The following is a 26,331-nucleotide window of genomic DNA, read 5'->3' on the forward strand; positions in this document are numbered from 1 at the left end:
GTTAAGTATATATACAGATCTTTTATCCGACCAATCAATCAATTACGCACAATATATAAAACATAAATACGCATCAGCACAAAAAATACCTCTTTATGGGGTATAATTGACAAATAAGGGCTACATTTAAGTCGAATAAACGATATAGGCATAAAAATAAAAGACGACACATTCAAATAAAATAAATTTAAATGAGATGTGAAGTAAAAAATTGCCATTTACAGCAGCCAATTTTACAAAGGCTTATACGATGAAAAATCTACTATTAATTGATGATGACAAAGAGCTAGTCTCCTTTTTGGAGAAGTTTCTAACGTCAGCAGGGTTTAAAACAGAAGTCGCTTTCGATGGTGAAGAAGGTCTATCTAAAATTCTAAGTAAAGATTATAACCTGATTTTATTAGATATAAAGATGCCCCGTATGGATGGCTTTGAAGTATTGAGATTACTACGCCAAAAAAATGAGACTCCTGTTTTAATGCTGACCACTGAAAATAGCGAGCAAGATATACTACTCGCTTTAGAAATGGGTGCAGATGATTACATATCAAAACCTTTTAGCGAGCAAGAGCTGCTTAAACATGTCCAAGCTGTTTTACGTTATACCGAACATAAAACAGGCAATACTGATGATAAAATAAGCTATCAAGATATTGAATTATTTCCCACACAACAGCAAATCACCTGCCAAGGTTTTACTATTGAATTAACTTCGACTGAATTGTTATTATTAGAGAAATTTATCACTCACCCAGGCGATCTATTAACCAGATCAGATCTTAGTGAACAGATTTTAGGGAAAAAATTAATTCCATCAGATCGTAGTATTGATATGCATTTAAGTAATTTACGCCGTAAAATTCCTATTCGTTTAGATGGTCAACTGCGTGTTAAAAATGTCCGTGGTCGTGGTTATGTATGGTTGGGTGAACAAGAAGCAATAATACAAAGTAGTTAAGTGTTCCGTTTATCAAAGTATAAAAAGTACTGAAACATAAAGACGACTATTACATAAATAGCATAATCATTTTATAACTATAAATAGCCAAAGGAGCATTAATTGATGCTCCTTTTTTGATCAGGCCATTATTTTATGCAGAGAAAAAATTCAACTTAAGAGGTCACTAATTAAGGTGCAGACTCTTTAACAGTATTTATAAGCTAGCATTATTTATAAGTTAATAGTGAATTTTTTAGACGGTAAAATAGATCAGCTATTTATTATGATTGGTATAAAATAAGCGCTTATTGATTTTAGTGATATGACATTAACCACAAAAGTAGAGTTTATAAATGATTGAAGTTGCATTGTACGAACCAGAGATCCCACCTAATACGGGTAATATCATCCGCCTATGTGCGAATACAGGCTGTATATTGCATTTGATTGAACCACTTGGGTTTGACTTAGATGAAAAAAAAGTAAGACGTGCTGGGTTAGATTATCGTGAAATGACCAATGTTTCCATACATAAAGACTTTGATAGCTTTCTAAAAGTAGTTGAAGGTAAGCGTTTACTAGCTTGTACAACTAAGACAACCACCTACCACCATAATGCAAACTTTCAAAAGGGCGATGTATTACTATTTGGTCCTGAAACACGTGGTTTGCCAGCAACAATATTAGATGCATTACCATTAGAACAAAAATTACGTATTCCAATGAGAGCCGATAGTCGCTCAATGAACTTATCTAATGCAGTTTCTGTATTTGTGTATGAAGCTTGGCGTCAGTTAGATTTCCCGGGTGCAGTATAAATAAACGGGTATCACTCTCATTTATTAATATGGACGCGCTTTTACCGGCAAGATTAATTAATATAATTTATTTTATTGTTATCATAATGCTATTAACGGTTTATGCACTTCAGCGTTGACCTAGGTTTATAAATAATCGGAGTTTGAATGAATAACAAAGTAATGGGGTTAGTACTGATCGTTTTCGGTATTATCTTATTTGTATGGGGTTATGACGTCTATAGTTCACAAGAGATCGAAGCGAATAGCTCTATTCCTCCACTTCGAGCATGGGTTGGTATGGTCGTGGGTGCGATTAACGTTTTTGTTGGTGTTTTAAAGCTGAAATCAAAAGCCTAACCCTTCATAACGAATCCAAAACTTGAAACCTAGTTAAACAGCAATAAAGCTGTTATAAAAAAATACCGTAATAAAAAGGAGAACTATCGATAGCTCTCCTTTAATATTTATCTTGGTTCTAACATTTGTACTAATAACTGCACGGTTCTTTGCCCTCTAAACTCATTAACATCTAAGCTATAAACACAAAATACTTCTTTAACAGACAAATCAGGCCATGCCTCAGGGTCAATATTAAATGCAATTGCATCAATTAACTTATCGCCCTGCTGTAATACCATTTTTAAATGTTTCAGCCCCACAATTCGCTGCTGTTTTAACTCAAACACACCGTCAAAAATAGGCGCAGGAAAGCCTTGTCCCCATGGCCCTGCATCGCGTAATTCTTGTGCGATACTTAAATCAAATTGATCAGAAGCTAATTGCCCGTCTGACAAGATCACATTTTGCAGCAGGTGATCTTCAACCTGTTCTTTTAAAATAGTGTTTAAAGTGTCGTTAAATAAATCAAAATCTTTTTCTAATAAACTTAATCCAGCAGCCATTGCATGACCACCAAATTTCAAAATAACACCAGGTATTTTTTTATCGACTAAGTCCAGCATATCTCGAATATGCACGCCAGGAATAGAACGAGCAGATCCTTTAATTTCACCATCATTTGCACGGGCAAAAGCAAAGGTTGGGCGGTAATATTTTTCTTTAATACGAGAAGCAACTAAGCCAATCACACCTTGATGCCAGTCTGCTTCAAATAAACATAAAGCCAATGGTAAATTATCTTGGTCTATAGACAGTTTTTGTAAGCTCACCATCGCTTCTTGTTGCATGCTTTGCTCTATTTCTCGACGAGACAAATTAAGCGCATCAAGTTCTGTTGCCAATGTATTGGCACGTAAATGATTTTCACACAGTAATAATTCGACACCATGGCTCATTTCATCCAAGCGCCCTGCTGCATTTAACCTTGGCCCCAATGAAAATCCTAAATCGGTTGCCACTAGTTGTTGTTGATTACGTTTAGCAACTTGAATCAACGCACTAATTCCAGGACGACAAAACCCTGCTCTAATACGAGCGAGTCCTTGATGTACCAGTGTTCGATTATTTGAATCTAACTTAACGACATCAGCGACCGTACCCAATGCAACAATATCTAAAAAGTTGGCTAAATTAGGCGCTGGAAAGTGTGTAAAACAGCCCTTTTCTTGCATTAACGATTTGAGAGACAACATCACATAAAATGCGACGCCTACGCCCGCTAAATTTTTACTTGGGAAATCACATCCAATTTGGTTCGGGTTAACAATCGCATCGGCAATAGGGGTTTCGTCTCCCGGTAAATGGTGATCAGTAACCAACACGGAAATACCCAACTTTTTAGCATGGGCAACACCACTGATACTAGAAATACCATTATCGACTGTCATTAATAAGCTGGCACCCTGCTGTGCAGCAAGGTCAACGATTTCAGGACTTAATCCGTAACCGTAATCAAATCGATTCGGGATTAAATAATCTATATTTTGAAAGCCTAGTGCTTTTAAAGAAAGGACGCTTAAGGCAGTGCTCGTCGCACCATCGGCATCAAAATCACCAATAATAATTATTTTTTGGCGAGTTAGGTAAGCTTGATACAACAATTCACAAGCATCACTCATTCCCTTTAATTGATTCGCATGAATCAATGTTTTGGTACTGTTATCTAATTCGCTATCAGCTTTAATGCCTCGACTAGCGTAGAGTTGAGTTAATAATGGAGAGCAAGATAATGACAGTAAACTACTATCATGTTGAAGACGTTGCTGTACTTGTGTTTTTGTTGTTTCTGAAGACATAAAAAAACTGCACGATAAGGGATTATCAATGCAGTTTATTATGAATGGAGCAATAGCTGAAGTATTACTCTATTTTTTTTGTTCTATTGCTTGCAGTAAATTATCAGCAGGTAAGTAACCAGGCATCATTGTACCGTCTTCTAAGAACAACGTTGGTGTTCCCGTAATACCTAAAGCAACACCTAAGTTATATTGGTCAATAACATTATTGTCACAGGTAACTGGTTTAATGCTACGACGTTTTTTTGCTTCATCCATTGCTGCTTTTTGATCATCCGCACACCATACTGACACCATAGTACGGTAAGCATTTGAATTAACGCCACCACGAGGGAAGGCTAAGTAACGAATTGTAATGCCTAACTTATTATAATCAGGAATTTCAGAGTGTAACTTCTGACAATAAGCACAACTTGTATCAGAGAAAACCGTCACAACGTGTTTTTCATTTTCTGCTTTGTAGACGATCATGTCTTTTTCAAAGTCTTTGATTTTTGCAAAATGCTCAGCTGTATTCGCTTTGCGTATTTCAGCAACCTTTGTACTGGTTAGATTGTTCATACTATTATCTAAATCGAAAATATCGCCATTTAATAAATATTGACCATTTTCACTAATGTAATAAATAGCACCTTGGCTAACTATTTCATATAAACCTTTTACAGGCGATTCACTGATAGAGTCAACGTCGACTTTTAATGATTCTAATTTTTTTATTAATGATTCATTTATTTCGTTTGATACCGCAGCAAAACTGCTTGAGCTAATCAGCAACCCTACTATTAATGCGCTTACACTTTTTTTAACGTTCAATATGGACATGATGACCCCTGTGAGAAATTAAATTATTGACGATTGATTATGCCTATCTTAACGCATAAAGTGAATGCTAATTGCCCATATTCGCTATATCTCAGATAACATTTACTTAACATCTAAGGCAAGACTCTGTGATAAATCATTTCTGACATACTTTCTATTAATTTATTAACTAAATTTAAATAGATAATACAAAATAACCATAAAACAATTCTTTATTGGTCACTGACGACTAACCCCGTTACCGTTCAAGGTGCTTTGTTCACAGAGGGCAAGTTGTGAAGTAAACACCTTCGTGGTTAGAAAATGTCGATTTAACCCGCCAAATCTTCCTCTTTTTGCCTAGCATCCGTTCACTTCACTGCTTACTGAATTTTGCACATTGATGGGTGTCGGGTATGTTACGCACGAGGATGATGTTCACTGTGCAATGCTTTTAATCTATCTTTAGCGATATGAGTATAAATTTGCGTGGTCGATAAATCACTGTGACCTAATAACATTTGTACGACACGTAAGTCTGCACCGTAGTTCAATAAATGAGTGGCAAAGGCATGGCGCAGAACATGTGGCGATAACGAATCTTTATCAATACCTGCTAGCTGAGCGTAAAACTTAATACGGTGCCAAAAAGTTTGTCTCACCATTTGAGAACCGCGACGGCTCGGAAATAACACATCACTACTTTGACCAGATAATAAAGCAGAGCGCATTTCTTCAATATAACGCTCTAACCAATACACAGACTCTTCACCTAAAGGCACTAATCTAGTTTTATTACCTTTCCCCGTGACACGTATCACACCTTGTTGTAAGTTTATTTCTTCCATGGTTAATCCCACCAGCTCAGAAACACGTAATCCCGTTGCATATAGGACTTCTAACATGGCTTTATCTCTGAACTGTACAGGATCGTTTAATTCCGGAGCAGATAACAATGCATCAACTTCAGATTCAGATAATGATTTAGGTAACGGTTTAATGACTTTAGGGCTTTCTAATTTTGCACTAGGATCGTCAATGCGTATTTTTTCGCGACATAAGTATTGATAATAACGACGAACGGCACTCATCAAACGTGCCGTAGAGGTATTTTTATAATCAATTTCGCCCTGTAAACGAGATTCAAAGTAATCACTTAACTGTCTCTCACTCGCATCACTCAACATCACGTCTTTTGTTTGTAAATAAATTTCTACTAAACTCAAGTCATGGCGGTAAGAATCTAAGGTGTTTTTGGATAATCCTCTCTCTAACCAAAGAGAATCTAAAAATTGTTCGATGCTTAATACTTCCATTCCAACGGCCTTAACGGTAAATTAGCGCCTCTTTTATTTTTCTTCAAAAGGTCACATATGAAAATCGGTTTATTTTATGGTTCTAGCACTTGTTATACAGAAATCGCTGCAGAAAAGATTCAAGCAGAGCTAGGGGAATCATTAGTTGACCTATTTAACATAAAAGATGATGGTTTAAGCAAGATAAATGATTACGATATTGTTATTTTAGGCATATCGACGTGGGATTTTGGCGAGCTACAAGAAGATTGGGGCAAGTTATGGGATCAAATTGATGGGCTGAGCGTTAATGGTAAAATCGTTGCCATTTTTGGATTAGGTGATCAAGACGGTTATAGCGAATGGTTTATTGATGCAGTCGGTATGTTGCATGAAAAACTATTGCCGCAACAGCCTAATTTCATTGGTTACTGGCCAACTGAAGGTTATAACTTTGATGCCTCTAAAGCACTCTCTGAAGACGGCGAATATTTTGTTGGATTAGCTTTAGATGAAGATACGCAATATGAGTTAAGCGACCAGCGAATCAGCGATTGGTGTTTGCAAATTTTAGAAGAGATGCAGGTTTTACTATAATCCCTCTCCCCCACTTTAATACAATAAACCTTTAGGTGAAAACTTGAAGGTAAACAATCTATTGCCTCTTTTATACCGCTTGTCGTTTATTTCCCCATTTAAGACTTAGTTTTATAGTCTATGATTATAAAAAATATTTAAAGTCACTGTACCACGGCATAATGCCTGAAAAAGCGAATAACATTTTATTATGTTGTTGCATAAAAAAATCTCTTAAAAGAACAAATTCGAATAAAACTGTAATTTAATTACAAGTAATCAAACAAGTTGATGTGAATCAACTTTTGTACATAGGCATTTGTTAAACTAAGCACTAATTCATCACGGGGTAACTTCTAAGATGCAAGTAGACAATCGCACTAACAAGCTTTTAGCTTATCAAATAACAAGCAAGTCTCAGAACATTGCTGACAATAAAATAAGCAACGCTTTTTTATCTGACTCTTATCTTGCGACCAACACAAGCCTGTTTATTGTCTTGTTATTTATGGCCTACTTTTTAAACCCTCAACAGAATACGCATTTTAACATTATTTTTTAATCACTAACGGTAAAGGTAAATCTTTATGACTAATTTAAACGAAGCATTTGTATCAGCATGGGAAGGTTTTGCAGGTGACGCTTGGAAAACTGACGTAAACGTTCGCGACTTCATACAACAAAATTACACACCATTTGATGGTGATGAAAGCTTCCTAGCGGATGCAACACCTGCAACAGATACGTTGTGGGAAAAAGTAATGGAAGGCATCAAGCTAGAAAATGCAACGCATGCCCCTGTAGATTTTGATACAGACGTTGTTTCTACTATTACTGCTCATGATGCAGGCTATATTAACCAAGACTTAGAAACGATTGTTGGCCTACAAACTGAAAAACCATTAAAACGTGCGCTTATCCCTAACGGTGGTATTCGTATGATTGAAGGTTCTTGTAAAGTGTACGGTAAAGAACTAGATGCCGGTATCAAGCAAACTTATTCTGAATTCCGTAAAACACATAACCAAGGCGTATTTGATGTTTATACTGGCGATATTCTTAAATGTCGTAAATCAGGTGTATTAACAGGATTACCTGATGCATATGGTCGTGGTCGTATCATTGGTGATTACCGTCGTGTTGCTTTATACGGTATCGATTACCTAATGACAGAAAAAGCGGCTCAACATAAAAGCCTAGAAGCTGAATTGATTGCAGGTACTTCATTAGAAGATACAATGAAATTGCGTGAAGAGATCTTCGAACAATATCGTGCACTTTCACAAATGAAAGAGATGGCCGCTAAATACGGTTCTGATATTTCAGGTCCAGCACAGAATGCTAAAGAAGCAATCCAATGGACTTACTTTGGTTACCTAGCAGCAATCAAATCTCAAAATGGCGCGGCGATGTCATTTGGTCGTACAGCAACGTTCTTAGACATCTACATTGAAAAAGATCTAAAAGCAGGTGTGATTACTGAGACTGAAGCGCAAGAGCTAATCGATCACCTTGTTATGAAACTACGTATGGTACGTTTCCTACGTACACCTGAATACGATGACCTATTCTCTGGCGACCCTATTTGGGCAACAGAATCAATCGGTGGTATGGGTGTTGACGGTCGTACATTGGTCACTAAAAACTGTTTCCGATTCTTACATACTCAATACACTATGGGTCCTTCTCCAGAGCCAAATATTACTGTTTTATGGTCTGAAGCATTACCAATTAACTTTAAAAAATACTGTGCAAAAGTGTCTATTGATACGTCATCTATTCAATATGAAAATGATGACCTAATGCGTACTGACTTTGATAACGATGATTACGCGATTGCATGTTGTGTATCACCGATGATTGTTGGTAAACAAATGCAATTCTTCGGTGCCCGTGCCAACTTAGCAAAAACATTGTTGTACTCCATCAATGGCGGTGTTGATGAAAAATCTAAAATGCAAGTCGGTCCTAAAACATTACCAGCGATCACTTCTGAAATTTTAGATTACGATGAAGTTTACGCTAACCTTGACCACTTCATGGATTGGTTAGCAGAACAATACGTGACTGCACTTAACTGTATTCACTACATGCACGACAAATACAGCTACGAAGCGTCACTAATGGCACTTCATGACCGTGATGTTGAACGTACAATGGCTTGTGGTATTGCGGGTCTATCAATTGCTGCCGATTCACTAGCTGCGATTAAATATGCAAAAGTTAAACCAATTCGTGATGAAGATGGTATTGCAACAGACTTTGAAATCGAAGGTGATTACCCTAAATTTGGTAATAACGATTCACGTGTTGATGATATTGCTTGTGAGCTTGTTGAAACGTTCATGAAAAAAATAAAATCACGTCCAATGTATCGTAATGCACGTGCAACACAGTCAATTCTTACTATTACATCTAACGTTGTATACGGTAAGAAAACTGGTAACACACCTGATGGCCGTCGTTCTGGTGCGCCTTTTGCTCCAGGTGCAAACCCAATGCACGGACGTGATGAGAAAGGTGCTGTAGCATCACTAACATCGGTATCTAAACTACCGTTTGCTTACGCACAAGATGGTATTTCTTATACTTTCTCAATCGTACCAAACGCATTAGGTAAAACTGACGATTCACAAAAATCTAACCTTGCTGGTTTAATGGATGGTTACTTTAAGCACACACCTGAAATTGAAGGTGGCCAACACTTAAACGTAAACGTAATGAACCGTGAAATGTTATTGGATGCAATGGAATACCCTGATAAATATCCTCAGTTAACTATTCGTGTATCAGGTTATGCAGTGCGATTTAATTCATTAACTGCAGAACAAAAACAAGATGTGATCACGCGTACTTTTACAGCTAAACTGTAAGGGTCACGATAAAAAGATTAACTTTTGGTTAGCCTGCTATAATTGAAAAAGGTTTCATTCTTCGGAATGAAACCTTTATTTTTATCAACCAATTTCTTTTTATTAAAATAACAGTATTTATCTATATTAACTTTGAACTCATTCGATGATAAACAACAAGAGTTAATACAAATAATTATATTCATGAGGTTATAAAATGTCAGTCACTGGACGAGTACACTCGGTAGAAACCTGCGGCACCGTTGATGGGCCAGGGATCCGTTTTATCATCTTCTTGCAGGGATGTTTAATGCGTTGTCAGTATTGCCATAACCGTGATACCTGGGATACAGAGGCAGGTAAAGAGATGTCCGTTGAAGAGCTAATGAAAGAGCTGCTTCAATATCGTCATTATATGGAAGCATCTGGTGGTGGTATTACTATTTCAGGCGGCGAAGCGATGCTTCAACCTGAATTTGTTTTAGCCATGTTTAAAGCCTGTCGCTTAGAAGGCATTCACACTTGTTTAGACACTAACGGCTTTGTTCGTAAAATAGATGAGACAACCAAAGAAATTCTTAATCACACTGATTTAGTCTTATTAGATATTAAGCAAATGGATAATAAAAAACATATCGATTTAACCCACGTTAGTAATAAATACACGCTAGAGTTTGCTAAATATTTAGCGGAGCACAATCAAGCGGTATATCTACGCTATGTTGTCGTACCAGGGATTACAGATAGTCTGAAAGATGCACATTCGCTGGGTCAATTTATTCAACCAATGAAAAATATAGAAAAAATAGAAATGCTGCCTTACCATGAGTTAGGTAGACATAAATGGATTGAGATGGGTGAAATTTATCCTTTAGAAGGCGTGCATGCACCCACTAGAGAAACAATGGTTGCCGTACAAGATGTACTCTTACAATATCATAACAGTGTTATTTTTTAGCTTTTAAGTTTAATTACAACTTAAGGTTTATCTTAGATAAAACATTATTTATGACGGGTATTTTTTAACTCCTCGTCATAAATAGTCGTAATTCCTGATTAAGGCAGTGTAAACTGTCTTTCTCTTGATACTCACTTTCTATTTTAAAGCAGTAAACTCTATGACGCCTTTCATTTGTCCGCTATGCCAAAGTACATTCACGCAAGCTAATAACACTCAAATTTGCCAAAATAACCATCACTTTGATATTGCTAAGGAAGGTTATCTGAATTTATTACCTGTACAGTCTAAAAGCTCTAAAAACCCAGGTGATAATCAAGAGATGATGATGGCAAGACGTGCTTTTCTGAATACCAGCGGTTATTTACCACTCGCAGAAAAAGTAGCGCAAATAAGCCAGCAATATTTAGAGGGTGTGGAAAACGCGCAAATTTTAGATTTAGGCTGTGGCGAAGGTTATTACACCGATATTATTCATCAGCAACTTCCACAACATAATATTTGTGGCATTGATATTTCTAAAGTGGCTATCCGTTACGCCGCTAAACGCTATAAAAAGATCCACTTTTGTGTCGCTAGTGCTTATCAAGTCCCACTTATAGATGAAAGTGTTGATCTAATGACGCGTATTTATGCGCCTTCAAAAGCACAAGAGTTGTTACGTTTAATCAGCAAAAAAGGGTATTTAATAACAGTGACCCCTGCCCCTCGACATTTGTATCAACTACGTGAAGCGATTTACGATAATGTGAATGACCATGCTCAAGAGAATGAAGCAGTAACAGGGTTTACTAAAGTAGAACAAATAAGACTCAATTATGAGCTAATGATTGACCAAATTCAGCAATTAAAAGATCTGATCAACATGACTCCCTTTGCTTGGAAGTTTACGCCTGAGAAACTAGCCGATTTACTTAGCTTATCTCAATGGAAAATAGAGTGTGATTTCAATATTGAAATCTTTCAAAAAGATTAAATCGACTCATTAAATCAATTCATTATTATATAAAAAGTTATCGCCTCCTTTTCTAAACCCTTTATTTAACAACTTAGCGAGATCGATAAACCGAGGTTTGTCGATCATTACTTGCTGACCTAACTGTTTACCATTTAAGACTTCCGCAATTTCAACATACCAAGTAAACAATTGGGGTGAAAGTAATTGTTGAGATCGCTTGCCAAGCCATAAAAGACAATGCACTGGTAACCCAATCAAAAATAAAATAAAAGTAGCCGTACTCGCCCAAGAAAAATAAAGGGGGAAAATAATATAAAGTGATGCGACTAATACAATAAAAATGGGGAAAAGTTTAATTAATAACTGTGTATAACAAATCATTTTACTGTCTACAAATAACGAGTATAGGCAGCTTTGTTTAGGCCATGTTTTTAAATATTGATCGCCTTTTTTTAATAAATCAAAAAACGTAAACAATTAAATTCTCCTCTGAAAACTTCAATAAAATCGACATACAGATAATAGTTAGTTTAATCCAAAAAATATATTTGTATTAAACTTGATTTGAAATAACTTTTTATTCAATTGCCATTTGTAATTTTATTACATAAATGTAAGATAAAAACTATAATTTAATGTGTGTAATGTAACTAAGCAACATAAATAAGCCGAAGTAACTAAATCAAATTAACTAGATAAAAGTAACTAGACCAAAGTAACTAGGCAAAGCAAAGAAGCATTACTTAAATTGTCTCTAATTATTATACCTTAGCTTAATATCGAACCTTGTTTGATATTTTTTGTTTATTTTTACTGACTGGAATCTTACATGAGCAATAAATTAGTCCTTGTACTCAACTGTGGTAGCTCTTCGCTTAAATTCGCTGTCATCGATGCCAATAATGGTGATGAAGTCATCAGTGGTTTAGCTGAATGTTTTAACCTTCCAGATGCTCGCATCAAATGGAAATTCAACGAAAAAAAAGAATCAACAAGTCTTCCTGAATATAGCGCTCACTCTGCAGCAATCATCTTTATTGTAGAAGAAATAATCAAAAAGGTTGAGGGTCTTGAGGCTCAATTTATTGCTGTAGGTCACCGTATCGTTCATGGCGGAGAAAAATTCACTGAATCAGTCATTATTGATGAAACTGTTTTAGAAGGTATTGAACAATGTTCATCACTTGCACCACTTCATAACCCTGCCCATGTTTTAGGTATTAAAGCAGCACAAAAAGCCTTTCCAACGTTAACTCAAGTTGCTGTATTTGACACGGCTTACCACCAAACTATGCCAGCTAAAGCTTTCCTATATGCGTTGCCATACAACCTATATAAAGAAAAAGGTATTCGTCGTTACGGTATGCACGGTACAAGCCATTTATTTGTGACTAATGAAGCGGCAAAAGCATTAAATAAACCCGTTGAAGAAACAAACATTATCTCAGCTCATTTAGGTAATGGTGCATCGGTTACTGCCATTAAAAACGGACAATCAGTTGATACCAGTATGGGCATGACACCTCTTGCAGGTTTAGTGATGGGGACTCGTTGTGGTGACATTGATCCAAGTATTATTGAGCACCTTATTGAACGTGAAGGTTACAGCTTAAAAGGTGTAATGGACATGTTACAAAAACAAAGTGGTTTATTAGGTATCTCTGGTCTTTCAAGCGATTTTCGTGATATCGAACAGAACTACGAAAAAGGACATGAAGGTGCTATATTAGCAGTTGATATGTTCGCTTACCGCTTAGCAAAATATATCGCTTCTTATGCGGTACCACTTGGACGCATTGATGCCATTGTTTTCACTGGCGGTATTGGTGAAAACTCTGTACGTATTCGTACAAAAGTGTTGGATAATTTAGCTATATTTGGTTATCAAATAGATGCAGACAAAAATAAAACTGCAATATTAGGCGAAGCTGGCATCATTACTGCTGATAACTCACCCATCGCAATGGTTATTCCAACTAACGAAGAATGGGTTATTGCGCAAGATTCAGCTAAACTTGTCTCTGCATAATCTACATTAATTTCAAGGGAGCATTAACTCCCTCTTTATGACCTATTAAAAGGAATAGTCATGGCTCGTACAATAATGCTAATACCAATTGGTTCTGGTGTCGGTGTCACTTCGGTAAGTCTTGGAATGATCCGCGCGATGGAACGCCAAGGTGTTGCCGTTAATTTCTACAAACCAATCGCACAACCTCGTCAAGGTGATCTTGGAACAGAGCGCTCTACGACAACACTACGTAACTCAAGTAATATTCTTCCCCCAGAACCTTTTGCAATGAAGTATGCAGAAAACCTGATTTCATCTGGGCGCACTTCAGAATTACTTGAAAATATCGTAGAACGTTTTCGTGAAGGCACTAAAGATAGTGACGTTATTATCGTTGAAGGTTTAGTACCGACCGATAAGCATCAATTTGCTAATAACATCAACTACAGTATCGCTAAAGCACTGAGTGCTGAAATGGTATTTGTAACGCATCCAAGTAACGATACGTCGCAACAACTTAAAGAACGCATGGAAATTGCAGTTTCTTCATTTGGCGGCAAAGAAAACAAACGCATTGCGGGTTGTATTATCAATAAAGTAGGCGCGCCTATTGATGAAAATGATAAAACAGGCGTTGATATCACTGAAGTATTTGATATTCCAGAAGCAAGCCTTAATAACAACCTTGAAGTGCTACAGATGTTTAGCAAAAGTCCGCTACCTATCTTAGGTTGTATCCCATGGAGTGCTGACTTAATTGCACCTCGTGTTAAAGACTTAGCCGTTCATTTAGAAGCAAAAATTCTAAATAAAGGTGACTTAGAAAATCGTCGTCTACATTCAGTAACATTCTGTGCTCGTTCAATTCCAAATATGGTTGAGCATTTTAAAGCAGGTTCAATGTTAGTAACTTCTGGCGACCGTAGTGATGTAATCATCGCAACGTGTCTAGCAGTAATGAATGGCATGAAGATTGGCTGTTTACTACTAACAGGCGATTACATGCCTGAAGAAGAAGTATTAAAACTTTGTAGAAGCGCAATGGATTCAGGTTTACCTGTATTACTCATAAAAAGTAATACTTGGCAGACTGCACAACGCTTACAAAACTTTAATATGGAAATCCCAGTAGATGACCTTGAGCGTATTGAAAAAGTACAAGAATATATTGCGAGTCATATCGATAAGCATTGGTTAAATACATTAACTGAAGATTCTTCATTATCTCGTCGTTTATCACCACCAGCATTCCGTTACCACTTAACTGAATTAGCGCGTAAAGCAAACCAACGTATTGTATTACCTGAAGGTGAAGAGCCACGTACGATTCAAGCTGCGGTTATTTGTGCGCAACGTGGTATCGCAAAACCTGTTCTACTAGGTAACCCTGAAGAAATTCATCGCATAGCAACACAACAAGGCATTATCATCACTGATGAAGTTGAAATTGTTAACCCTATCGATGTAATCGAGCAATACGTAGCACCTATGGTTGCATTACGTAAAGGTAAAGGACTAACGGAAGTGGTTGCACGTGAGCAATTACAAGATCCTGTTGTATTAGGTACGATGATGTTAGCTGAAAGCGAAGTAGCTGGTCTAGTATCAGGTGCCGTGCATACAACAGCAAATACTATTCGTCCTGCGTTACAGTTGATTAAAACGGCACCAGGCGCAAGCTTAGTATCTTCAATCTTCTTCATGTTATTGCCAGACCAAGTATTAGTTTACGGTGACTGTGCAATCAACCCAGATCCAACAGCAGACCAACTAGCAGACATCGCAATTCAATCTGCAGACTCTGCCATTGCTTTTGGTATCGACCCTAAAGTAGCGATGATCAGTTACTCTACCGGTAATTCTGGTGCAGGTTCTGATGTTGAGAAAGTACGTGAAGCGACTAAAATTGCTCAAGAGCGTCGTCCTGACTTATTAATCGATGGTCCATTACAATACGATGCCGCTGTTATGGAAAATGTTGCAAAAAGTAAAGCACCAGATTCTAAAGTAGCAGGTCAAGCAACGGTATTCATCTTCCCTGATTTGAATACAGGTAATACGACATACAAAGCAGTACAACGAAGTGCTAACTTGATCAGTATCGGTCCGATGCTACAAGGTATGCGTAAACCCGTTAATGACTTGTCACGTGGTGCATTAGTAGATGATATTGTTTACACCATCGCGTTAACAGCAATTCAAGCAACGCAAGCTAATGAAAAAGCGGCTTTAGCTGCAGAATAATTTTATTAATAAGCAGTGCCAGCACATTTAAATGAAGTGTTAAGCTCTGCAATAAAAGCCCCATTTACCTTTATTAAATAAGATGAAGGTAAATGGGGCTTTTTTATAACCTCATTACCGCAATTGACATTAAAAATAGTAATTTTTGATTTAAAATACTGATAAGCTGCACCCAATATATTTAAAAAATTAACCCCCAAAAAATAATATTTATGATAGAGAGGCACTGTGAAATATTTTTTATTAACAAGCTTGATATTATTAAGCTTTTTTACACAAGCAAAACAAGCAAATAGTGATTTTGGTTATAGCATGGACATTCCAGATACTTGGTCGGCATTAACAGGCCCTGAAATCAAAGCAAACCCAGAGTTATTTAACTTTGAAGATGTAAACAGCATCCCTGACCCATTATTACAACAAATAATCCCGATGATTAGATCTGGAAAAATGGACTTTTATTTTTTGCCTGATAACACTAATAATTTTGCAGACAATATCAATGTAATGAAGCAGATAGGACAAGTGGCAACAACACCAGAAAAAATAAAAGAAACCTGTGCAGCAATCCCTATTGAATTAACTAATCTTTTTCAACGAAATATCAAGCTTTATACCTGTGAAAAAGCACAAGTATCAGGAAAAGATGCGCTTTATGTAAAATTTGATGGTGCATTAGCAAATACAACGACGATGCAATACCACATTAAAAAATCAGAAAATGTATTTTTAATTTTTACAGCGACACTAAAAAACAGCAGTTTTGACAATGCAGAAGCTGATATTCAACAGGCGATTAGCACAATTAAGTTAAACTAACGTAAGCTAATTGATGAAATTCATTTATCAATTTCATTCATCAAACGAAAGCCTAAACTTGAATCGCTTAAATGAATTGGATTATTGAAATTATTAATAATGAGATTAATGATGGGGTCATTTTATGGCTATAAGTTTATTGACTATAAGTTCATTGGGTAACTTAGAATATTAAACAATGAAAATGAAAAAGGAGCTATTTAAGCTCCTTTTTCATTTTCAATCCTAAACAGACTATATTTATAAGCTAACCCTATCTAATTACATCGTACAACTCTTGAGGGATCAGCGCTATTATTCTGATATCTCCACTAGGACGCATTTTAAGCCTTTATCTAAGTCAATATTCGTATATTCAATAGGTGGCTTAATAACATCGATCACTTTCGCTTCAGGACAATGTTCAGCTAATGAGTCATAAATAAATTTAAAATCCAGATCTGGGCTGTTTAAGCACAATAAAGCTTGTCCGCCTTTATTGAGTAACTCAGGTAAACGACGCATAATTTTGGGATAATCACGTTGGATATTAACGCTGCCCTTCTGTAAAGATGGTGGATCAGCAATCACAATATCGTAAGGCCCTAAACGTTTCACTTTTCCCCAAGACTTAAACAAGTCATGCCCAAGGTATTTCACCTTCGCTAAATCATGTCCATTTAATCTATGGTTATCACGCCCTACTGCTAAAGCCGCTTTGCTCATGTCTAAATTAACAACCTGTTCAGCTCCACCCGCTAATGCAGCAGCAGAGAAAGCACAAGTATAAGAAAATAAATTTAAAACACGCTTTCCTTGGCTGTTATCTCTTAACCAAGTGCGTCCATTTTTCATATCTAAGAAAATACCGTAATTTTGGTTTTTACCTAAATTAATTTTATAAGATAACCCATTCTCACAAGCTACATAATCACTGACGGCTTCACCATATAACACTTCTGTAGGCGCTAAATCTCGGCAACGAAATTGCACTTGAATACTCGTAACAGAAAATCCTCTTTTAGTCATTTCAGCTAATAAAAATTGGCTTAAATCAGCTAACCATTGTTGGCTTTCTTCTTTGTAAAGAATCACTAAAATAACAGGCGATAACCAATCAATATTGAAATGTTGATATTCAGGATAACAAAACCCTCGCCCGTGAAATAAACGCGCCATCTCTTTATCTTGTTGCATATCGTTGTTCGATACTGCTTTAGGGAAATGCATTTTTTCTAACAATGGTGCAAACATATTATTTTTCTTCTTTGGTAGTAGAGTTAACGAACGTTTCTGATTCTGTTTCACCTGTATTGGTAACCGGTAAATCGAATGAATTAACACAGGTTTCGCCATCAGTCTCTTTATCTTCGCAGGCAATTTCCAATGCTTCGACCTCTTCGTCAGAACTTAATAAAATAGAAAACCAACGGCCATCTTCGCTATTTTCTAAGGCAATTTTTAAAATCATCGTTAACGGAACCGATAACAGCATACCGACTACACCTAGTAGCCATCCCCAAAAAATTAATGAGAGAAATACAACTAACGTTGATAAACCTAAACTTCGCCCCATGAAACGTGGTTCGACCACATTTCCCATGATCATATTAACGCTAACAAATAACCCAACAACAACAGAAGCATAACCAGCACCAAGCTGTAAGAAGGTGAGAATAACAACAGGCACTGCAGCAATAATTGAACCAATATTAGGGATATAATTTAATAGAAAAGCTAATAAGGCCCATAACACATAAAATTGTACGCCCATTCCCCACAACACAGTACCAATGATGACCCCAGTAGCAAGACTAACCATGGTTTTAATTGCCATGTACTGATTTACCATGGTTAAGAAATGATCTAAGCGTTTTTCTGTATGTGCAGAATCATCAAAAGCCATGTGTAGTTTCTTTGTAAATACTTTTCCTTCAGCGAGCATAAATACAACCGTTAAGAGCAATAAAAATATATTGCCTAATACACTGCTAAAGCCGGATAAGGTTGTTGTCACTAAATTCATGACTTTTGCAGGATCAAAATAACCTCGGAGTTCAGCCATTGAAATCACAATATCGTGATTTGCTAACCACCCTATTAACCAAGTAATTTGCTCTGATAATTGTGCTTCATAAGTTGGAATCGCTTTTCTAAAATCATTTACAGCAGCGCCAATTACCCCGCCCAAAATAATAAACAGAGAAAAGATAGTAAAAATAACAAGGGTGATCGCTAACCCTCTCGGCACTTTTTTACCTTCAAGATAATTAATCGCAGGGTTACATATAATTGCGACAAATAAAGAAAGTAAAAAGGGAACAACAATCGGTGCAGCTACTTTTATACCTGCTAATGAAATGACTAAAGCAGAAAAATATAAAGCCGTACGTGCCGCGGTGGATGCATTAACCATTTTGCACTTTCCTTAATGGGATTATGTTCTAAATAACGTAATTAAATCGAAGTATAAAGGATAGTGAATGATTAATAAAAATTACTTAACCTTATATTTTAACCAATTGATATATAAGAATATAATAATACAATTTAAATATTTATTATTATTTTAATAATGGATTTTATAATAAATATCCACTTATTAGCGCTCATTTACCAAAAGAGACATAGATCACAAAATAAACAGCACTAAGCATCACAATAAAGTGATCCTGATCAATATGACAATCTCATATCTTCCTATAATTAAGTTGAAAGTTATTTACTAAGTCTGTTTTTAAATACACCGTTTTAATAAAGCACTTTTAAAATTTTTAAATTTATTAAACTTTGGAGAAATATATGACAGTAACTAATGTCGCAGAACTAAATGCAATGGTGGCTCGCGTAAAAGCAGCACAAAAAGAATTTGCAAACTACTCACAAGAGCAAGTTGACAAAATATTCCGCGCCGCATCATTAGCAGCCTCTACAGCACGTATTGAACTTGCTAAAATGGCAGCCACTGAATCTGGTATGGGTATTATGGAAGACAAAGTAATTAAAAATCACTTTGCTTCTGAATTTATTTACAACAAATACAAAGACGAACTGACGTGTGGTGTCATTGAGCGCAATGAAGAAGGCGGTACTATTACTATCGCTGAGCCATTAGGGATTGTTTGTGCCATCGTTCCAACAACTAACCCGACATCAACAGCTATTTTCAAAGCGTTAATTTGCCTTAAAACACGTAACGGTTGTATCTTCTCTCCGCATCCACGCGCTAAAAATGCAACTAACTTTGCCGCTAAAATTGTATTAGAAGCAGCAGTTAAAGCAGGTGCCCCAGAGAATATTATTGGTTGGATTGATGAGCCTTCAGTTGAGCTTTCAAACAAACTAATGAAACATGACGATGTTAACATGATCCTTGCAACAGGTGGTCCTGGCATGGTTAAAGCGGCCTACTCTTCAGGTAAACCAGCTATCGGTGTTGGCGCGGGTAATACCCCTGTTGTTATCGATGAAACAGCAGATATCAAACGTGCTGTTTCTTCAATCTTAATGTCTAAAACATTCGATAACGGTGTAATTTGTGCTTCTGAGCAAGCAGCCATTGTTGTTGAATCTATTTACGATGAAGTAAAGGCTCGTTTTGCTAAATATGGCGCTGCAGTGCTAAGCAATGCGGATGCAGACAAAGTACGCAAAGTTTTATTAATTGACGGTGCATTGAATGCAAAAATCGTTGGTCAACCTGCATATAAAATTGCGGCACTAGCAGGCGTTAAAGTACCAACATCTACTAAAATTCTTATCGGTGAAGGCCTAGAAGCTTCATGGGATGACGAATTTGCACATGAAAAACTATCCCCAACATTAGGCTTATTCAAAGCCAAAAACTTTGAAGATGCAGTACGTCAAGCAGGTATCGTATTAGACATAGGCGGTGTTGGTCATACATCAGTACTTTACACTGACCAAGACGCGAACGCTGAACGTATCGCTTACTTTGGCGACAAAATGAAGACTGCACGTATTCTTATTAATACACCAGCTTCTCATGGCGGTATCGGTGACCTTTACAACTTTGAACTTGCACCTTCATTAACACTAGGTTGTGGTTCATGGGGTGGTAATGCCATTTCTGAAAATGTAGGTCCTAAACACCTTATCAATAAAAAGATAATTGCTAAGAGAGCTGAAAATATGTTGTGGCATAAACTACCAAAATCAATCTACTTCCGTCGCGGCTGTTTACCTGTTGCAATGACAGACCTTGAAGGTAAAAAACGTGCATTAATCGTGACTGACCGCTTCTTATTCAACAACGGTTACATCGATGATTTACGCAGTATCTTAAAAGAAAAAGGCATGGAAGTTGAAGTATTCCATGAAGTAGAAGCCGACCCAACATTGGCAGTCGTAAAAGCAGGTGCTGCAGCTTGTTTAAGCTACCAACCGGACGTTATCTTAGCAGTGGGTGGTGGTTCACCAATGGACGCGGCAAAAATCATGTGGGTAATGTATGAACACCCAGAAACAGATTTTGAAGACTTATCAATGCGCTTTATGGATATTCGTAAACGTATCTACAAATTCCCTAAAATGGGTTCTAAAGCTGAATTGGTCTGTATCACTACGACTTCTGGTACTGGTTCTGAAGTAACACCATTTGCCGTGGTAACTGATGAAAAAACAGGTCAAAAATATCCATTAGCAGATTACGAACTAACACCAAACATGGCGGTTATCGATGCTAACTTAGTAATGGATATGCCAAAATCATTATGTGCATTCGGTGGTTACGATGCGGTAACGCATGCAATGGAAGCTTACGTTTCTGTATTAGCAAATGAATACTCTGACGGCCATGCGTTACAAGCACTTAAAATGTTAAAAGAGTACTTACCGAGCTCTTACCAAAACGGCAAAAAAGACCCAATTGCACGTGAAAAAGTACATAATGCAGCCACTATCGCTGGTATGTCATTTGCCAATGCATTCTTAGGTGTTTGTCACTCAATGGCACACAAACTAGGTGCTGAATTCCACATTCCACATGGTTTAGCTAATGCGTTATTAATTTCGAATACGATTCGTTACAACGCAACGAATAACCCAACTAAACAAACTGCATTCTCACAGTACGATCGCCCTAAAGCACGTGCTCGTTATGCAGAAGTAGCCGCACACTTAGGCTTTATTACAGGTAACACTGAAGATAAACTAAACGCCCTACTAAACTGGTTAGAAGAGTTAAAAGTAGCATTGGATATTCCATTATCAATCCAAGCGGCTGGGGTTAACGAAGCTGAATTCATGGCGAAATTGGATTCACTAGCAGAAGACGCATTTGATGACCAATGTACAGGTGCAAACCCACGTTACCCATTAATCGCAGAGCTTAAAGAAGTATTAATCGCTTCTTACTACGGTACTGCTTACGCTGACGTAATGGATGCACCAGAAGTAGAAGCAAAAGAAGAGAAAAAGGTAGCTAAAAAAGCTAAATAATTAGCTAACTTCTCAACTACCTTACCAAGCCTGCTTTATGCAGGCTTTTTTGTACCTGAGATTCCAAATCAACCTCTGAAACTAAAGCAGAGACAATAAAGCAAAGGTAAGAATCATGATAAAAATAAAATTGCAGTTAAAGATAAATTAATTTTTAGCGGCGAGCTTTGATGTCAAAAAATAGATGACGGCACTTTGTACAAACAAAGAGAAAGTCATTGAGAACGAATACCAATTATTATAAAAACTGTCAGTGTTATTGCCCAATAAGCCTGTTGCTTCAAGAAGCTGAAGCGGCCAAACACAATATAAATTTGATAACTCACTATCCAACATAATCAATATAAACAAAGTGGCCACTGAAAAAACAAATGAAATAGTAAATAACTTCACAGGTAATACCTCATATATCTTCAAATAAATAACACCTCGTTCAGAGGTAAAACAATGATTCAAAGTAAGCAACCAAAGGTTAAAAAACAACTACTTTTCATTTAATTTCGTTGTTGTGTAACACGACTCACTAAACCAGAAGGAATACAGCCAATATTAGCAGAGAGTATTGTTGCCGACAGGGCTAAACCACAGTCAAGAAATTCCTAACTGACTCAACGAGCGAAGACGATAAAAAATCAATTTTTTTGCTTTTTGTATAAATACCTGCTTGACTCTGTACCTAGGTACGGAGTGTAGGATAGGAGCTATCGATGAATGAGAACAAACCAATTACCATTGGCGTGCTGGCTAAAGCAGCAAATGTTGGCGTAGAAACAATTCGTTTTTATCAACGTAAAGCCATTATTGAACAACCATTAAAAACCAATGGATATCGTCATTATTCTAATGAAGATATTCGGACGGTTCGCTTGGTGAAAAAACTTCAAGGAGTTGGTTTTTCCTTAGATGAAATTAAAGAACTTCTCATTTTCGATCATTGTTGTAGTGAATCACGATCAGTCGTTAAGCAGAAATCGTTAACCAAAATTGAAGAAATTAAAACACAAATTTCTGAATTACAAGCAACGGTAGAAGCATTAGAAGTGTTTTCAAATACTTGTGGTTCAAGCGAGATTGCAGAGACTAATTGTCATTTACTAGATTGTTTTGAAAACCATTGGCAGTGCTGCAGTACTGGCAACGCCCCTAACCTAACTGGAGAGTAAATATGAGTGAAGTATGTAAATGTTGTGAAGATAAAAAAACGCCAAACTGTTGTTGCAATACAGACAACTGTAAGTGTGCAGAAAGTTGTGCTTGTGGTGATTGCTGTAGCAATTCGGATTGCTGCTAAACCCTTTTGAATCTGATGCTATAAACTGCCTATCAATTATTAAGCGTTTTAAATTGAGTAAAAGATAGGCAGATTTTTAACCAAAAATATCCAGTATGCTTTATAGAGTACAAAAACCCAGTACAAGACTTATCAAAGTAACTCTCTTAACCTTTTTTGCTTATCATAATTCACCGCAATAAATTTAAACCAATCTCATTGCGAAGATACACTACTTGTATCCACTGCTTTATTTTTTAGGCGTTCTTTGTAGCCTTTATTTGTATCATTCTTTTTGTAAGATCTTTTTGAAGAATATTGGCATTATAAGGCGTCATTGTATTCCACTTTTGACACTCCTTTCTCGTTCTTGCGCATCCTAAGCACCAGCCTTTGGTTGCTGAGAAATCACACTGGTCGATACAAGGACTTTTTCTTTTTTTCATTTCAGGTATCTCGTTTTATTGAGCTCATACTCAAAGCTTAAACAGGAATAGATTTTAACACTGTAAAGCGGTTAAATACTTCGGATAAACGTTATACCGATTACATTAAATAAGTGATCTAAATTTTGCGCAGGAAAAATGACTTAGTTTAAGGCGTAAATTGAGGCCTTTCGAAGATTAACTTCGTTAATCGTCTATCGGTGAATTAACTAAAACATGTTAATTCATTAATGGTTGTTCCCTTTACGAAATTTACAACGAAGAAATAAGTTATTTTAACAAATAAAATAGATCAGTTAATTAGTGTGATTGGTATTACTATAAGTTTATTAAATTAAACGGCAGCATTCACTGACCAATCCTGTCATCATTTCCGAGTGTCTTATAAAAGCTATTGATTATTTGGAGTAGAAAACGATTCTGTAACAGCCTCTTTGCAACCTTTTTTCTGATAAAAGAAAGACGTGACTCCGACAGGGCGCGACGACTGCTAATAAAGATACAACAGATTGAATCAGCGAAGACGAGTTAACACAAAACCTGAAAGCTAAAAACAGAACTCGCAGTGCTCCTCCATTAAGAATACTAGACTACGTCGAATCCGCCATGCGCCCCTAAAAATAAACCTGATTCAAATAAACTTATATTCATCGCCCTTTTTTACCTATCAATTTGATTGGAAAGAACCATGAAGAAAACAAGGTATTTCATAGACAAATTTATCATTTAAGCTTAAATTAAAAACATATAAACAATAACCATTATCATTTAAATAAATATTATTACTCTATTAAAACTTATTGTATTGAGTGTAAGTGAAATAGATAAACAAAATTTAGAACTAAAAAATTAAACTGGGTGAATACATGAACAAAAAAACAATTCTTATGATTTTAGACGGCTGGGGTACTTCACCAGATCCTAAAGTATCAGCTCCAGACAATGCTAATATTCCATTTCTAGACTCTTTATACAAAAATTACCCTAATGCTTCACTACGTACTGATGGTGAGCATGTTGGTTTGCCAACAGGACAAATGGGTAACAGTGAAGTGGGTCATATGAACCTAGGTGCTGGGCGCATTGTTTACCAAGACTTAGCAAAAATTAATATCGCAGTAGCAGAGAAAACGTTATCTAAAGAACCGGTACTGGTTGATGCACTTCAATATGCTAAAGATAACAATAAAGCGGTACATTTCTTAGGTTTATTAAGTGATGGAGGAGTTCATTCTCATTCTACTCATTTAAAAGGCTTTATTGATGCTGCACAAGAAGCTGGTGTACAGCAATCATACGTACATGCTTTTACCGATGGACGTGATGTTGACCCAAAATCAGGAAAAGCCTCGATTGCAGATTTAGAAGCCTACATTGAAAATACCAATACTCAAATTGCCTCTCTTACTGGTCGTTATTATGCAATGGATAGAGATAATCGTTGGGAACGCGTTCAGCTCGCTTACGATGCACTAGTGAATGGCGTTGGTGTAAAAGCGACAGATGCCCTAAGCGCAATTGAACAAAGTTATGCAGATGGCGTAACAGATGAATTTGTTAAGCCAATTATTTTAACGGATGATAAAGCACAGCCACGCGCGACAATTAAAAAAGATGATGTTGTTATCTTCTTTAACTTCCGTACTGACCGAGGTCGTGAATTAACTGAAATGTTAAATCAACAAGACTTCCCTGAGCAAAATACGACAAAGCTCGATTTATACTACGTGACAATCACTAACTACAGTGATGCCTTTGAAAATGTAAAAGTCATTTACAACAAAGATAATATCAATGAAACGTTAGGCGAAGTGTTAGCTAAACACGGCAAAAAACAGATTCGTATTGCTGAAACAGAAAAATATCCACATGTAACATTTTTCTTTTCAGGTGGTAGAGAGGAACCTTTTGAAGGGGAATCCCGCATCTTAAAAAATTCACCTAAAGTGGCAACATACGATTTAAAACCTGAAATGAGTGCCTATGAACTACGTGATGCGTTAGTACCAGAACTGAACAAAGGTGAAGCAGACTTTGTTTGTCTTAACTTTGCTAACGGCGATATGGTAGGGCATACAGGCATGATGGACGCAGCAATTAAAGCCTGTGAAGCAGTAGACGAATGTGTCAAAGATGTTGTTACTGCAGCCCTTGCTAATGACTATACAACATTGATTATCGCCGATCACGGTAACTGTGAAACCATGATCAACCCAGATGGTAGTCCAAACACCGCACACACGACCAATCCAGTGCCGGTTATTTTAGTCGATAAAGATCTTAAAAATATTGAAGATGGTGTGTTAGGTGATATGGCACCAACAATACTGAAATTAATGGGTATAGAACAACCTGCTGTAATGACAAGACATTCATTAATTTAGTTTATGCAATATAGTGTATAAAACCTCTACTTTAGCAGGGTAGGACAACTACCCTGCTTACATCATAAATCGCATATTCATTAAATCTACAACATTGAATGTACAACAGTGTTTGTCCATAGCTTTAATGCCATTTTTTGGTTTAATTTAGACAGGTACATAACCTCAGCTCCGGATAAGCAAAGCGATACAACATCGCTATTTCCGTGGATTTCTGCGTTAAATAATTTCTCAATAACCAGTTATTGTTTAAATAATTCGCCTTGAACTACGCAAAACCAAAGGCACTGACTAGGGCGTGTTGATCTTTGGTGCTCAATAATTACTCTGCATGCATAGGGAG

Annotated in this window: 21 protein-coding genes; 13 read left to right on the forward strand and 8 right to left on the reverse strand. The window is 36.6% G+C overall.

Annotation, left to right across the window (positions count from 1 at the left end; translation table 11 throughout):
* Positions 1-250: 250 nt before the first annotated feature.
* The 3 genes from V6255_RS13065 (at position 251) to V6255_RS13075 (ending at position 2,097) form a co-directional block, all read left to right on the forward strand.
* The gene (locus V6255_RS13065; protein ID WP_341628554.1) at positions 251-958 is read left to right on the forward strand and encodes a response regulator; all 708 of its coding nucleotides are present in this window, start codon (positions 251-253) and stop codon (positions 956-958) included.
* A 335-nt stretch (positions 959-1,293) separates the two neighbouring features.
* On the forward strand, positions 1,294-1,758 hold the full coding sequence (gene trmL, locus V6255_RS13070; protein ID WP_341628555.1) for a tRNA (uridine(34)/cytosine(34)/5-carboxymethylaminomethyluridine(34)-2'-O)-methyltransferase TrmL: 465 nt from the start codon (positions 1,294-1,296) through the stop codon (positions 1,756-1,758).
* Positions 1,759-1,905: 147 nt separating this feature from the next.
* Positions 1,906-2,097, forward strand: a complete 192-nt coding sequence (locus V6255_RS13075) for a DUF3185 family protein (protein ID WP_341628556.1) — start codon at positions 1,906-1,908, stop codon at positions 2,095-2,097.
* 107 nt (positions 2,098-2,204) lie between these two features.
* Here V6255_RS13075 and recJ read toward each other — a convergent pair whose 3' ends face one another.
* From recJ to xerD, 3 genes are all read right to left on the reverse strand, one after another.
* The gene (gene recJ / locus V6255_RS13080) at positions 2,205-3,935 is read right to left on the reverse strand and encodes a single-stranded-DNA-specific exonuclease RecJ (RefSeq protein ID WP_341628557.1); all 1,731 of its coding nucleotides are present in this window, start codon (positions 3,933-3,935) and stop codon (positions 2,205-2,207) included.
* A 69-nt stretch (positions 3,936-4,004) separates the two neighbouring features.
* Positions 4,005-4,757, reverse strand: a complete 753-nt coding sequence (gene dsbC / locus V6255_RS13085; protein ID WP_341628558.1) for a bifunctional protein-disulfide isomerase/oxidoreductase DsbC — start codon at positions 4,755-4,757, stop codon at positions 4,005-4,007.
* A 398-nt stretch (positions 4,758-5,155) separates the two neighbouring features.
* A complete protein-coding gene (gene xerD, locus V6255_RS13090) occupies positions 5,156-6,052 on the reverse strand; it encodes a site-specific tyrosine recombinase XerD (protein WP_341628559.1) in 897 nt (298 codons plus the stop codon).
* A gap of 57 nt (positions 6,053-6,109) precedes the next feature.
* Here xerD and fldB point away from each other — a divergent pair, with 57 nt between their 5' ends.
* The 4 genes from fldB to rlmA all read left to right on the forward strand — a co-directional run bounded on the left by fldB (position 6,110) and on the right by rlmA (position 11,393).
* Complete coding sequence (fldB, locus tag V6255_RS13095) at positions 6,110-6,628, forward strand: flavodoxin FldB (protein WP_341628560.1); 519 nt, start codon at positions 6,110-6,112, stop codon at positions 6,626-6,628.
* 566 nt (positions 6,629-7,194) lie between these two features.
* Entirely contained in the window at positions 7,195-9,480 is a 2,286-nt protein-coding gene (gene pflB / locus V6255_RS13100) for a formate C-acetyltransferase (RefSeq protein ID WP_341628561.1), read from the forward strand.
* A 196-nt stretch (positions 9,481-9,676) separates the two neighbouring features.
* Positions 9,677-10,417, forward strand: coding sequence for a pyruvate formate lyase 1-activating protein (gene pflA / locus V6255_RS13105; protein ID WP_341628562.1), 741 nt, complete (start codon positions 9,677-9,679; stop codon positions 10,415-10,417).
* 160 nt (positions 10,418-10,577) lie between these two features.
* Positions 10,578-11,393, forward strand: coding sequence for a 23S rRNA (guanine(745)-N(1))-methyltransferase (gene rlmA / locus V6255_RS13110; RefSeq protein ID WP_341628563.1), 816 nt, complete (start codon positions 10,578-10,580; stop codon positions 11,391-11,393).
* Between the two features lie 9 nt (positions 11,394-11,402).
* Here the strand turns inward: rlmA and yfbV are convergent, their stop codons facing one another.
* On the reverse strand, positions 11,403-11,852 hold the full coding sequence (gene yfbV, locus V6255_RS13115; protein WP_341628564.1) for a terminus macrodomain insulation protein YfbV: 450 nt from the start codon (positions 11,850-11,852) through the stop codon (positions 11,403-11,405).
* 352 nt (positions 11,853-12,204) lie between these two features.
* Here yfbV and V6255_RS13120 point away from each other — a divergent pair, with 352 nt between their 5' ends.
* The 3 genes from V6255_RS13120 (at position 12,205) to V6255_RS13130 (ending at position 16,449) form a co-directional block, all read left to right on the forward strand.
* Positions 12,205-13,404 (forward strand): acetate kinase, encoded by a 1,200-nt coding sequence (locus tag V6255_RS13120; protein WP_341628565.1) that lies wholly within the window; start codon positions 12,205-12,207, stop codon positions 13,402-13,404.
* A 60-nt stretch (positions 13,405-13,464) separates the two neighbouring features.
* Positions 13,465-15,630 carry a phosphate acetyltransferase gene (pta, locus tag V6255_RS13125; protein WP_341628566.1) on the forward strand — a complete coding sequence of 722 codons (2,166 nt, stop codon included), beginning with the start codon at positions 13,465-13,467 and terminating at the stop codon, positions 15,628-15,630.
* A 228-nt stretch (positions 15,631-15,858) separates the two neighbouring features.
* Positions 15,859-16,449 (forward strand): hypothetical protein, encoded by a 591-nt coding sequence (locus V6255_RS13130; RefSeq protein ID WP_341628567.1) that lies wholly within the window; start codon positions 15,859-15,861, stop codon positions 16,447-16,449.
* A 294-nt stretch (positions 16,450-16,743) separates the two neighbouring features.
* Here V6255_RS13130 and V6255_RS13135 read toward each other — a convergent pair whose 3' ends face one another.
* Positions 16,744-17,682 (reverse strand): class I SAM-dependent methyltransferase, encoded by a 939-nt coding sequence (locus V6255_RS13135; protein ID WP_341628568.1) that lies wholly within the window; start codon positions 17,680-17,682, stop codon positions 16,744-16,746.
* A gap of 1 nt (position 17,683) precedes the next feature.
* Positions 17,684-18,844, reverse strand: coding sequence for an AI-2E family transporter (locus tag V6255_RS13140; RefSeq protein WP_341628569.1), 1,161 nt, complete (start codon positions 18,842-18,844; stop codon positions 17,684-17,686).
* Between the two features lie 386 nt (positions 18,845-19,230).
* On the opposite strand from V6255_RS13140, the gene adhE reads away from it, so the two are divergent.
* A complete protein-coding gene (gene adhE, locus V6255_RS13145; protein ID WP_341628570.1) occupies positions 19,231-21,888 on the forward strand; it encodes a bifunctional acetaldehyde-CoA/alcohol dehydrogenase in 2,658 nt (885 codons plus the stop codon).
* A gap of 147 nt (positions 21,889-22,035) precedes the next feature.
* Here adhE and V6255_RS13150 read toward each other — a convergent pair whose 3' ends face one another.
* Entirely contained in the window at positions 22,036-22,305 is a 270-nt protein-coding gene (locus V6255_RS13150; protein ID WP_341628571.1) for a hypothetical protein, read from the reverse strand.
* 290 nt (positions 22,306-22,595) lie between these two features.
* Between V6255_RS13150 and V6255_RS13155 the strand changes: the two genes are divergently transcribed.
* Positions 22,596-23,051, forward strand: a complete 456-nt coding sequence (locus V6255_RS13155; RefSeq protein ID WP_341628572.1) for a MerR family transcriptional regulator — start codon at positions 22,596-22,598, stop codon at positions 23,049-23,051.
* 364 nt (positions 23,052-23,415) lie between these two features.
* On the opposite strand, the gene V6255_RS13160 is transcribed toward V6255_RS13155, so the two are convergent.
* A complete protein-coding gene (locus V6255_RS13160; RefSeq protein WP_341628573.1) occupies positions 23,416-23,604 on the reverse strand; it encodes a DUF1289 domain-containing protein in 189 nt (62 codons plus the stop codon).
* A gap of 866 nt (positions 23,605-24,470) precedes the next feature.
* Here V6255_RS13160 and gpmI point away from each other — a divergent pair.
* Positions 24,471-25,988, forward strand: a complete 1,518-nt coding sequence (gpmI, locus tag V6255_RS13165) for a 2,3-bisphosphoglycerate-independent phosphoglycerate mutase (protein WP_341628574.1) — start codon at positions 24,471-24,473, stop codon at positions 25,986-25,988.
* Positions 25,989-26,331: the final 343 nt, after the last annotated feature.

This window comes from Psychromonas arctica (assembly GCF_038155225.1).
GTDB classification, from domain to species: Bacteria; Pseudomonadota; Gammaproteobacteria; order Enterobacterales; family Psychromonadaceae; genus Psychromonas; species Psychromonas arctica_B.